The 11,605-nt window shown below is 69.4% G+C and carries 9 protein-coding genes; 7 read left to right on the top strand and 2 right to left on the bottom strand.

All coding sequences use genetic code 11. The features are described from left to right. Positions 1–195 precede the first annotated feature (195 nt). Positions 196–2,976, bottom strand: a complete 2,781-nt coding sequence (locus BMY97_RS04845) for a helix-turn-helix transcriptional regulator (protein ID WP_177231191.1) — start codon at positions 2,974–2,976, stop codon at positions 196–198. A gap of 1,883 nt (positions 2,977–4,859) precedes the next feature. Between BMY97_RS04845 and BMY97_RS04850 the strand changes: the two genes are divergently transcribed. Continuing rightward, on the top strand, positions 4,860–5,552 hold the full coding sequence (locus BMY97_RS04850) for a helix-turn-helix transcriptional regulator (RefSeq protein ID WP_091613152.1): 693 nt from the start codon (positions 4,860–4,862) through the stop codon (positions 5,550–5,552). Between the two features lie 111 nt (positions 5,553–5,663). Here BMY97_RS04850 and BMY97_RS04855 read toward each other — a convergent pair whose 3' ends face one another. Continuing rightward, the gene (locus BMY97_RS04855; RefSeq protein WP_091613154.1) at positions 5,664–6,425 is read right to left on the bottom strand and encodes a DeoR/GlpR family DNA-binding transcription regulator; all 762 of its coding nucleotides are present in this window, start codon (positions 6,423–6,425) and stop codon (positions 5,664–5,666) included. Between the two features lie 431 nt (positions 6,426–6,856). Here BMY97_RS04855 and mtlA point away from each other — a divergent pair, with 431 nt between their 5' ends. The 6 genes from mtlA (at position 6,857) to BMY97_RS04885 (ending at position 11,426) form a co-directional block, all read left to right on the top strand. Next, complete coding sequence (gene mtlA, locus BMY97_RS04860; protein ID WP_177231192.1) at positions 6,857–7,960, top strand: mannitol-specific PTS transporter subunit IIC; 1,104 nt, start codon at positions 6,857–6,859, stop codon at positions 7,958–7,960. A gap of 50 nt (positions 7,961–8,010) precedes the next feature. Further along, positions 8,011–8,319, top strand: coding sequence for a PTS lactose transporter subunit IIB (locus BMY97_RS04865; RefSeq protein ID WP_091613159.1), 309 nt, complete (start codon positions 8,011–8,013; stop codon positions 8,317–8,319). Further along, positions 8,300–8,764 (top strand): PTS mannitol transporter subunit IIA, encoded by a 465-nt coding sequence (locus tag BMY97_RS04870; RefSeq protein WP_245787161.1) that lies wholly within the window; start codon positions 8,300–8,302, stop codon positions 8,762–8,764. Before BMY97_RS04865 ends, BMY97_RS04870 begins: the two co-directional genes overlap by 20 nt. Next, the gene (locus BMY97_RS04875; RefSeq protein WP_091613162.1) at positions 8,761–9,816 is read left to right on the top strand and encodes a zinc-dependent dehydrogenase; all 1,056 of its coding nucleotides are present in this window, start codon (positions 8,761–8,763) and stop codon (positions 9,814–9,816) included. Before BMY97_RS04870 ends, BMY97_RS04875 begins: the two co-directional genes overlap by 4 nt. Before the next feature lie 200 nt (positions 9,817–10,016). After that, positions 10,017–10,223, top strand: a complete 207-nt coding sequence (locus BMY97_RS04880) for a DUF5988 family protein (RefSeq protein ID WP_245787162.1) — start codon at positions 10,017–10,019, stop codon at positions 10,221–10,223. A gap of 168 nt (positions 10,224–10,391) precedes the next feature. Continuing rightward, positions 10,392–11,426, top strand: coding sequence for a GDP-mannose 4,6-dehydratase (locus BMY97_RS04885; RefSeq protein WP_091613164.1), 1,035 nt, complete (start codon positions 10,392–10,394; stop codon positions 11,424–11,426). Positions 11,427–11,605: the final 179 nt, after the last annotated feature.

Here is an 11,605-nt window from a genome sequence, read left to right on the forward strand (position 1 = left end):
CCAGCTTAAGGACGGGGGTGGTGGTTGTCGATCGACCGGTCGGTCGGTGGCGCAGGTGCCCGTCAAAAGAAGTCAAGCGCATGGGGCGCCGATAAATCACTAGTGTTGTGTGAATAGGACGGGGTTTCCGTGGCCTTCGCCGGAACGCACGGGCGAAATCGTCGAGACGACCGATTCCGCCCGCGGCGCGTCACCTCAGCGTTGCGCGGGTTCGCGCTCGAGTGCGGCGCGCAGGCCGGCGCGTCCGGTGACGTCGAGCTTGCGGTAGATCTTGGTCAGGCGGAGCTCGACGGTCCGGGTGGTGACCGAAAGCGAGTCCGCGATGTCCGCATTGGACCAGCCGGAGACGGCCAGCGTAGCGAGGTTTTCTTCGGACTGGGTAAGCATTCCGTGCGGGGAGGCGGGCGGAGCGGCGGCCGGGGCCGCCCGCCGGGAAGCGAGCAGCTCGGTCAGGCGCGCCACTTCGAGCCGGAGTTCGTCCGCCCAGTGCAGGGAAGCCACTTTTCCGGCATCGCGGAGCAGCGCGGCCGCGTCGTCGAGTTCGCCGGCGTCGATCCGGGCCCCGGCCAGGCCGGTCGCGGCGGCGGCGAAACGCAGCCGTGCCGGGGAATCGCGCAGCAGCCGCACGGCCTCCTCGAGGTCTTCCGTGGCCTCGGTGCCGTTCAGCGCCTGCCAGGCGTCCAGGTGGGCCGAGCCCAGCGTGCTCGGAGCGCCCCATTCCTTGGCCAGCTTGAGTTCTTCGGTGACCAGCCGAAGCGCGGGGGCATCGGCGCCGCAGCCGCGGTGGGCCAGGGCGGCGAGGCTGCGCCAGCTCGCGATGGCCGGGTTCGTCCACTGCCGGGTCGAGAGCAGCCGCCCCGATTCCTGGAACGCCCGCAGCGCGGCTTCCGGGTTGCCGGTGGCCAAGTCGACCGCTCCGCGCGCGCACAGCAGGTAGGACCAGCCGATGCCGTGTTCGGCGTCCGGGAGCAGTTCCACCGCGGCCGCGCGCGCCGCGAGGTCGAGGTGCCCGCGGTCGAGGTTCAGCGCTATCTCGAGACCGAGCAGGCCCGTCAGCGCCCGGGGAGTCCAGCAGCTGAGCGGGAGCTGGGCCCTGGCGGCGGCCAGGTCGTCGGCCGCCTCGTTGAGCCGGCCGCACCGCCGGACCACCGCCGCACGGGCGACGAGGGCCTGGGCGGCCGCCGCCCGGGCATCGCGCCGGCGGGCGTCGGCGAGCACCCGGTCCAGTCCGGCCAGCGCTTCGGCCGTGTCGTCGGCGTACATCAGGGCGACGCACGCGGCCACGCGCGGGCTCAGCGGGCGGTCCCGGTCGCCGTCCCGGGTCAATCCGACGCGGGCGAGCGCGCGGGCCCTGGCCCTCCCGCGGCCGCGGCACGCGAGCTGGAACGCGACGACCGCGGCCTGGGCCGGGTCGGTGGGCAGATCGGGCAGGCCGGGCAGGGAGTAGGCCGGGAACGCCTCTTCGCCGGCACTGTCCTCTTCGGCCAGTGTGCCGAGCGCGATCAACGGTGCCAGCGCTGCCGGGTCGAGGTCGGGCCGCGCGCAGACCGTCGCGATCACCGGCCCGCTGGTCAGCGCGTCCCCGCGGGAGCACAGCAGATCGGCGGCGGGGACCAGCAGAGTGCCGTCGGACGCGCTGTCGGCGGCCAGCAGGATCTGTTGCAGCCGCCGGTCGCTGCCGTCGGGGGACTCCCTGAGCTCGGCCGCGGCGAGGTCCACCAGGAGGCTCCGCCGCTGTGCCGCGTCGAGCGGTTCGCGCAACGCGCGGTAGAGAAGCGCGGGGGTGGCCGACGCGCGGCCCTCGAGCCGGCTGCGCGCCACCGCCCGCGTCAGCACCTCGACCACCCACGGCTGTCCGATGGGCGAAGTGCCGAGCAGCAGCCTGCCCAGTTCGAGGTCGCCGATCGCGGCGTGGTGCCCGAGGCGGGCGGCGCGGGTGTAGAGGTCCTGGCGGACGGTCACCGGCATGCCGGCCAGCACCTTCGCCGCGATCTGCGCGGTGGCGAGGCGGGGGCCGCCCGGGAGGGTCGCGAGGCCGTTGCTGACCAGGAGCCCGAGGGACCTGGCGGTCGGAGTGGCCTGCGGTGCGGCGAGTGTCCGCACGAGGTCGAAGGCGAGGCCTTCGCCGGCGACGGCCATCGCGCGCACCAAGGCGAGCGCGTCCGCGGGAAGGTCCCCGGTGAGGTCGTCGAGGTACTGCCCCATGGCTTCGGACGCGCGAAGCGACAACGCGGGCAGCTGGTCGGCGCCGGCCCGCAAACCCAGCAGCGCGAACCGTTCGGCGACGGACTTGAGCACGGCGGGGAGGCCGCCGGTGGTGGTGAGCGCGTGTGCCGCGAACTCCTCGTCGACCGGGCCGGGACACTCGGCCGCGATCAGCGTGCGGACCCCGCTTTCGCTGAGCGGGCGCAGTTTCAGCGTGCGCGCCGGCACCACCTGGCCGCCGTCGGCGGGCCACGGCCCGTCGCCGGGCTCGTCGCCGAGTTCGGGCGAGTCGCCCCGCACCGCGCACACCAGCACGGCGGGGGTGGTGTGCAGCCGCCGGACCAGGGACCGGATCCACAGCCGCGACGCGGGGTCGGCCCACTGGGCGTCGTCGACCGCGATCAGCAACGGCTGTTTTCGCGCCAGGGCAAGGAATCGGTCGATCCGGGCGGGCAGCTCGCCGGCCGCCGGGCCGGGCCCCCGGCTCCAGGTGAGCGCGGTCGTCAGCTGGGCGGCCAGGCTGTGGGGGAGTTCCGCGTCGGCCCGCGAACACCGGACGTGGAGCGCGCGGATGCCGGCGCCCCTCGCCAGCGTCACGATTCTCCGCAGCAGCGCGCTGCGGCCGGTGCCCGGGCGCCCGGTGAGGGTGAAGACCGAGGAATGTCCGAAGTCCAGCGCTGCCAACGCGTTGCGGAGGGTTTGTTCCTCGCCCGCGCGCTCGACCAGGGATTCGCCGGGGGCGCGCTCCGGGCGGAGTAGGCGGAGGTTCACGGTTGCGCGCACCGCTGCCGGTGGGTGGACTGCCGGTGGGGGGACGGGCGGTGCAGGCACTACCGGTGCGGGGACTGCCGGTGCGGGGATTACCGGTGAAGGGACTGCCGGTCGAGGAGCTGCCGGTGGAGGGCGATCGGAAACCGTCGGCTCGGACATGATCGCCTCCCGTCCTGTTTCTCTTCTCTGACCTACGCTGGCCCGCCCGCGTCTCGGTGCGCGAACGGGGACTTCTATGCCGGGTGGGGAAGTGTGCCGGGGTGGGGAAGCCCGTTCAGCAATGCCGGCGCGTACCGGGTTTCACTGCCGAGACGGGTTCGGTGCCGGACCGCGTCGTCCGTGAGGGCGATGCCGGGTGGTGCAGGACCGGGTGGCGAACAACCGGCCAGGGCATCACCGGGAGCGGGGCGGCTGGGCGGCACAACAGTGTTTCGGTTGTCCCGGACCTGATCGGCGGAGCCGAGATGATCACGTCCCTTCCAGCGTCTCCCAGGTGGGGTGCGGCGGGTGATGGGTAACCCGTTCGAGCGAGCGGTGCGGACCTCACTGTAATGAGGGCAATGTTGGTTTGCAACTCACTTGATGTCGGTTTATGCCTGTTCGTCCCGATCATCGGCCTGCGTTTACTTGCGTAGCGGAAGCGTTGCCGCCAAACGCGAATAAGATTCCACAATCGGCGGTGACTCTGCGCTAGGCGTCCGCGGTGTCCGAAACGCCGGTTGTCTCGACTGTCGGCGGTGATCGGGTCCTCGCGCGCCGGAAGGTCCATTAAGGACGGTCGAACCGGTCTGGCGACGGCGTCATCCAGCTCGGATGCGGACTCGTCCGTTCGGGTGTCGGTGGAGCTCTTGGCCCGTTCGGGATTAAACGAAGGTAAAACCATGCACAGGGCTTGCGAACCAACATCAAGGTCACTACTCTCCCCAACAGGGTGACACAAGGGAGCCGATCGAGTGCTCAGCGCAGCGATCCGGCTCGGTGAAACGGAAGGAGAGCGAACCCGGAGGCCGGGACCTACCGGCTCATCGGGTGAGGCCAGGGTCCGCCGGCTCGCCGGACGGGTCCGAGGTCAAGGCCCGGCAGACAGGTCCGAGGTCAAGGTCCGCCGGCTCGCCAGAGGGGTCCGAGGCTAAGGCCCGCCAGGCGGGTCTGACGTCGGGGACCAGTGGCCCGCCAGGCGAGTCCCGACGTTGGGGGCCAGTGGCCCGCCAGGCGAGTCCCGAGGTCGGGAACCAGTGGCCCGCCAGGCGAGTCCCGAGGTCAGGGCTCATCGGCCCGGCAGGCGAGCCGAACGATGTGCGTGTGACGGCAGGCCGCCGCGTGCATCGGTTGTTCTCCGGTCTCGCCGCATTCGGCTCGTGCCGGGCTTACGGTTCGCTTACCTTGAACGTTTTCTTACCTTTCGATGAACCGCGCCAGCGGCCCCCTTTATGTCCCCGGCAGTCTTCCGGTGAGGCGTCCCGGAATGGCCGACTGTTAAATCCACATCAAGTCCGCCTGAGGCTTTCCTCGGCGTGATTCGCCATTTCGTCCCGTGCTTAAATCGCGTGGTTGGAACGCTGTCTTTCCGGCGGGTGAACGCCGGCCGACGAGTTCACGGTCATCGGGACGGCGAGGCAGGCTTCCGTCAAGTGTCACAATAGTTGCTGGTCAGAGCCTTGCTCTCGGCAGATCGCCTGGAATCTTCGGGGTACCGAACCGCACCGAACCCCGCACCCCGCATCCGAACCATGGGGGTCCGCAACCACAGTATTTGGCTTTGTTCTTGGTTTCTTGTTGACTTGTTTTGGCGGGGACGCCCATAGTGTGAAAAGAACGACATGGGGTGAGTTCTTCCCAGCACAACAGGATCTTCAGTTCAGTGAAGAGAGGAATGGTCGTCGATGAGTACGGACACCGCTGCCACCTTGGTGCCCCGGACGAGCAGTGCCATTTCAGCGGCTCGGTCCGAAGGTTTCGTCGATGTCTTTCGCCCGTTCTTCGACCGGTCGGGGATGTGCCTGGCCAGCCTTGACCCCCGGGTCCGGGTCGTCGAGGCGAATGTGGACTTCTTCCGCCAGTTCGGCCGTTCGGCCACGGAGGTGTGCGGCCAGAGCTTCTACGACCTGCTGCACCCCAGCGTGCGGGAGAAGGTCGAGCAGCAGTTCGCGCGGCTGACCGAAGGACGGCGGGTGCGCTTCGCCGAGCGGATGGTCGCCGTGCGCCCGGGTGAGCCCGCGTTCGCCGGCGAGCTGACCGGAATCGCGGTACACGGGGAAAACGGGCAGGTCGAAAGCATCATGGTGATGGTCCGCCCGGAGAAGTACGAGCGGGACCCGCAGGTGCTGACCGGCCGCAAGAAGCTGCTGACCGCGATGGACGCTCGCATCCTCGAGGGCGTCGCCTCCGGGGTGTCGACCGTGCAGCTCGCGGCGATGCTCTACCTCAGCCGGGGCGGGGTCGAGTACCACGTCAGCACCCTGCTGCGGAAGCTGAAGGTGTCGAACCGCCCGGCCTTGGTGTCCAAGGCCTACTCGATGGGGATCTTCGGGGTCGGCTCGTGGCCCCCGCGAGTTCTGCCCGACTACGTGAAGTAACAGTAGTTGCCCGTCGGAGGTCTTGTGCTCCAGAACCGTGCCGGAGAAGCCAGGGTGACCGCCCTGGCTTTCCGCATGCGCCGGGCACGGGGGAGTTCTCCTTGCGGTGTATCAGACCGTGACGACGCGCGGGCCCGCTTCGGCGAGCTCGGCCGCCATCCGCTCGTCGAGGCCCGCGTCGGTGATGAACGTGTCGATGTCCTTCAGCTCGGCGAACCGGGTGAAGTGGTCGGTGCCGACCTTGGTGTGGTCGGCGAGCAGGACGCAGCGCCGGCTGCTCGCGATCGCCGCCCGCTTGATCATCGCCTCCGCGGCGTCCGGGGTGGTGAGGCCGCGCTCCGGCGAAACGCCGTTGGTCGCGATGAAAGCCACTTCGACAAAGGTGTCGCTCAACGCGTGCAGTGCCCAGGCGTCGACGGTGGCCAGCGTGCGGCTGCGCAGCCGTCCGCCCACCAGCATCACGGTGAGGTTCGGCCGCGCGGTGAGCGTGAGCGCGATGTTGACCGAGTGGGTCACGACCGTCAGCTCGCGGTCGTTCGGCAGCTCGTCGGCGAGCTTCGCGGTGGTGGTGCCCGCGTCGAGCAGGATCGTTCCCTCGTCCGGGAGTTCCCGGAGCGCGGCCCGCGCGATGCGCGTCTTCTCTTCGATCATCACGGATTCGCGGGCCGAGACCGCGGGTTCGAATCCCAGCCGTTCCACCGGGATCGCGCCGCCGTGCACCCGCCGGAGCACCCCGTGCCGCTCGAGGATGGTCAGGTCGCGCCTGATCGTCTCGCTGGTCACGGTGAACTCGTCGGCGAGCGCCGCGACGTCGACCCGGCCGCGGGCGCGAGCCCGTTCCAGGATTGCCTGCTGCCGTTCCTCCGCGTACACGGGCCGACTCCTTCCGCGCGAGGCGGTATCGGATGTGAGGTTATGTGGTGTTTGTGGCCTTGGCAACAAACCGTCTACATCGGAGCACTAGATTCCTCTTGTTCTTCAACGATACCCGCGGAACATGTGTGCGGAAGCAAACCGCGACGACGTGGGAACCCACGTGAACGAAGTCAAAGTCACTCAAGGTCACGACGGCTTGCTGCCGGTGTGCCCACGCTGACCGGACCGGGTCCCGAAGCGGCCGAACGGCCATTGTGGACAGTCCGTGCGCCGGTCGCGCCGAAGGAGATCGCCCGAGGGTCGCCCCGGTTCATCCAGGGCGCATCGACCGGCCGCCGGCCGGCCGCGCCCGGTCCCCGTCTCGCTGCCGAGCCCGAAACGCGGCAGTGGTCCAGTTCGCTCGAACGCAACGCTGGGAAGGGTCAATGATGACGAAGACGGAAGTCGCACCGACGAAGTCGATCCAGGCGCGGGTGGTGGTGCAGCGGTTCGGCGGCCGGCTCGCCGGCATGGTCATGCCCAACATCGGCGCGTTCATCGCGTGGGGCCTGATCACCGCCCTGTTCATCCCGGCCGGGTGGACCCCGAACGCGCACATCGCGCAGCTGGTCGACCCGATGATCAACTACCTGCTGCCGGTGCTGATCGGGTACACCGGCGGCCGGATGGTCCACGGCCAGCGCGGCGCGGTGGTCGGCGCCGTCGCCACGGTCGGCATCGCGGTCGGCGCGTCGATCCCGATGTTCCTCGGCGCGATGATCGTCGGCCCGCTGGCCGGCTACCTGGTGAAGCTGTTCGACGAGCACCTCGGCCACCGCAGCGCGCCGGCGTTCAAGATGCTGGTGGACAACTTCAGCGCCGGCATCATCGGCGCCCTGATGGCCGTGCTCGGCATGCTGGGCATCGGGCCGGTGGTCCAGTGGATCACCCAGGGCCTCGGCAACGGCGTGCAGGCGCTGATCAACGCCCACTTGCTGCCGCTGGTGTCGGTGATCGTCGAGCCGGCCAAGATCCTGTTCCTCAACAACGCCGTCAACCACGGCATCCTCGGCCCGCTCGGCATCGCGCAGGCCGCGCACGCCGGCAAGGCCGTCGAGTTCCTGATCGAGCCGAACCCCGGCCCCGGCCTCGGCATCCTGCTGGCGATCACCTTCTTCGGCAGCACCAGGGCCGCCCGCGCGACCGCGCCCGCCGCGATCGTCATCCAGTTCCTCGGCGGGATCCACGAGATCTACTTCCCGTACGTGCTGGCCCAGCCCCGGCTCGTGCTCGCCGCCATCGCCGGGGGCGCCTCCGGCGTCCTGTTCTTCAGCATCACCGGGGCCGGCCTGGTCGCCACGCCGTCGCCCGGCAGCATCATCGCCGTCCTCGCGATGACCCCGAGCGGCAACTACCTCGGCGTGATCCTCGGGGTGGCGGTCGCCGCCGGAGTGTCCTTCGTGGTCGCTTCGGCCCTGCTGAAGTTCGGCCGTGGCAAGGAAGAGAGCGAAAAGGCCGTGCAGGTTTCCGCCGGCGGGGCACTGCCCGCCTAGTCCCGCCGGTTTCCCGAACCACCTCCCTGTACCTCAACGAGGAGAATGCCATGAGCACGATTCACGGATCCGACATCAAGAAGGTCGTCATCGCCTGCGACGCCGGGATGGGCAGCAGCGTGATGGTCGCCGCGCAGCTCGCGAAGCGGCTCAAGCCGTACCGGGTCAAGGTGGAGCACACCCCGGTCAACGAGATCCCCGACGACGCCAAGCTGGTCCTGTGCCAGGACTTCCTCGTCGCCAGCGCGCGCAAGGGCGCGGCGGACGCGGTGATACTGGGGTTCCAGAGCTTCCTCGGCGACCCGGTGTTCGACCAGGTCGAGGCGGCCATCCGGGACGGTGGGCACCTTGCCGACTGAGCATTCGCTGCTCGACGCCGCCGGGATCAGGCTCGGCCGGACGGCGGCCGGCCGGTCCGACGCCGTCGACCAGACCGGCCGGACGCTGCTCGAGATCGGCGCGGTGGAGGCGGGCTACCTGCCGGCCATGCACGAACGCGAGCGGCTGGTCTCGACCTTCGTCGGTGAGGGAGTGGCGATCCCGCACGGCACCGACGAGGCCCGGAAGTACGTCCGGCGCACCTGCCTGGTGGTGCTGCAATTCCCCGAAGGCGTGGACTGGGGCGGCCATGACGTGCGGATGTGCGTCGGGATCGCCGCCAACGGCGACGAGCAGGTGGGCATCCTCGCCTCGCTCGCCAGGGTGCTGGTGGACGCCGGCCGTGCCGCCCAGCTCCGCGAGGCCACGGACGCCGAGACGGTGATCCGCATTCTGCAGTCGACGAACGAGGAGTCAGATCAGTGAAGGTCGCGCGTTTCTACGCCCCGGGTGACATCCGCATCGAAGAGGCACCGGAGCCCTCGCCGAAGGCCGGTGAGCTGAAGATCCGGGTGCACAACACTTCGACCTGCGGTACCGACCTGAAGATCTTCCGCCACGGCCACCACCACATCGACCCGCCGCGGGTGATCGGCCACGAGATCGCCGGCGAGGTGGTCGAGGCCGGCGAAGGCGTGACCGGCTGGGAGGAGGGGGCCCGGGTCCAGGTGATCGCCGCCATCCCGTGCGGCGACTGTGCGGAGTGCAAGCGCGGCCGGATGACCGTCTGCCCCAACCAGCTCTCCATGGGGTACCACTTCGACGGCGGGTTCGCCGAGTACATGATCATCCCGGAGAACGTGCTCAAGGTCGACGGCGTCAACCGCATTCCCGATTCGCTCGCTTACGCCGAAGCTTCCGTCGCGGAGCCGTTCGCGTGTGTCCTCAACGGACAGACGCTGGCCGGCGTCGGAGAGGGGGACGTGGTGGTGGTGATGGGCGCCGGTCCGATCGGCTGCCTGCACGTCCGGCTCGCCCGCGCCCGCGGTGCCGAAGCGGTGTACCTGGTCGAGCTCAACAAGAGCCGGCTCGACATGGCGGCGAACCTGGTCAAGCCCGACGCGGCCATCTGCGGCTCGGAGGCCGACGCGGTCGAAGAGGTGCTGGCGCTGACCTCGGGCCGCGGCGCCGACGTCGTCATCACGGCGGCGGCTTCGGGCAAGGCGCAGGAGGACGGGCTCAAGATGGCCGCTCGCAGCGGGCGGATCAGCTTCTTCGGCGGGCTGCCGAAGGACAACCCGGTCATCGCCTGCGACTCGAACCTGGTCCACTACCGCGAGCTGACCATCGTCGGGGCCAACGGTTCCACGCCGTACCACAACAAGCAGGCCCTCGACCTCATCGCCACCGGCGCGGTCGGAGTCGACGACCTGATCACCCACCGGCTGCCGCTGGACGGTGTCCTCGACGCGATCCGGATCGTCAGCAGCGGCGAGGCCATCAAGGTGACCATCGAGCCCGGCCGCGTCTCGGTTTGAGCCCGCGTGGGTGGCTGCCCGGCGGATCGGGGATTCGAGGACGCCCGATCCGCCGGGCTCACTGTCCATCGTAGACACCACCCGGCGAGGAAGCTCTAGGGGAAAAGCCAGTGTTGGCGCGTGGCTGTGGACCCGGCCCGGCGTGGGGGCGCACCCTGTTTCGGAACAGGGCTCTTCCGCTCGGGAAAGGGATGATCGCTATGGGCAGCCTGCGGATCGTGCTCACCGGTGGACCGGACCGGCTCCAGGACGGGTGGGTCGAGGAAGTCGACAGCCTGGACGACAAGGTCAAGATCTCGTTCGCCTCCGGGTACGAGCATTTCTCGCCCACCGGCGAGGTGACCGAGGTGGACGGCGCGGTGCTCCCGGTGTTCCACTGGTGCGCGCGGACCGAGATCGCGGAGTAGCCGGGGCGTCCCGCCGTCCATTGCGGACAGAGCGAAAGTCCCGGAAGTCTCGGAAAATCCTTGGTGTGCCGGGCATCTGTTGACACCGCTCACGAGCTCCTGCGACGGTCGGGCCCGGATTCGTCCGCGCACAGGGGCGATTCATCCTTGGTCGAGATAGGGGTTGGCATGTCCAGGCGCGCATTGATCACCGGGATCACCGGGCAAGACGGTTCGTACATGGCCGAACACCTGCTTTCGCAGGGTTATCAGGTGTGGGGATTGATCCGGGGGCAGGCGAATCCGCGCAAGTCGCGGGTGAGCAAGCTCGCCGCCGATCTCAACTTCGTGAACGGCGACCTGCTCGACCAGGCCAGCCTGGTCTCGGCCGTCGACAAGATCCAGCCCGACGAGGTCTACAACCTCGGGGCCATCTCGTTCGTGCCGATGTCCTGGGAGCAGGCGGAGCTGGTCACCGAGGTCAACGGCATGGGCGTGCTGCGCATGCTCGAGGCGATCCGGATGGTGAGCGGGCTGTCGATCAGCTCGCGCCCGCCGGCCAGCGGCCAGATCCGGTTCTACCAGGCGTCCTCCTCGGAGATGTTCGGCAAGGTGATGGAGACGCCGCAGTGTGAGACGACGACCTTCCACCCGCGCAGCCCGTACGGCGTGGCGAAGGCGTACGGCCACTACATCACCCGCAACTACCGCGAGTCCTTCGGGGTGTACGGGGTTTCGGGCATGCTCTTCAACCACGAATCCCCCCGGCGCGGGGCCGAGTTCGTGACCAGGAAGATCTCGCTGGCCGTGGCCCAGATCAAGCTGGGGCTGCAGGAAAAGCTCCACCTGGGCAACCTCGACGCGGTCCGCGACTGGGGCTTCGCCGGCGACTACGTCCGCGCCATGCACCTGATGCTGCAGCAGGACGTCGCCGACGACTACGTGGTCGGGACCGGCCAGATGAACTCGGTGCGCGACGCGGTCCGGATCGCCTTCGAGTGCGTGGGCCTGAACTGGGAGGACCACGTGGTCATCGATCCGAAGCTGGTCCGCCCGGCCGAAGTCGAGACGCTGTGCGCGGATTCCGGCCTCGCGCGCAAGGTGCTGGGCTGGGAGCCCACCGTGACCTTCGACGAGCTGATGCGCATGATGGTCGAGGCCGACCTGCAGCAGGCCACGCGCGAGCGCCAGTTCGACGACCTCTCGCTGACCGGCGCCTGGTAGCCCGTCGCCGCCGCCCCCCCGCCCGGCCTGGGCAGTCTAGGGATTTCCCAGGCGGCCCGGGACGAGACTGGCGTGGCGGGAAAGGCCGCCTGACGGCGTGGTTTCCGTGTTGTTCCAAGGGGACTTTGTGCGATGCGGGCCGCGACTCGCCGCTCGCGGTCGAGATGGGTTGAGTTGGT

It is taken from the genome of Amycolatopsis saalfeldensis (assembly GCF_900110575.1).
Classification (GTDB): Bacteria; Actinomycetota; Actinomycetes; order Mycobacteriales; family Pseudonocardiaceae; genus Amycolatopsis; species Amycolatopsis saalfeldensis.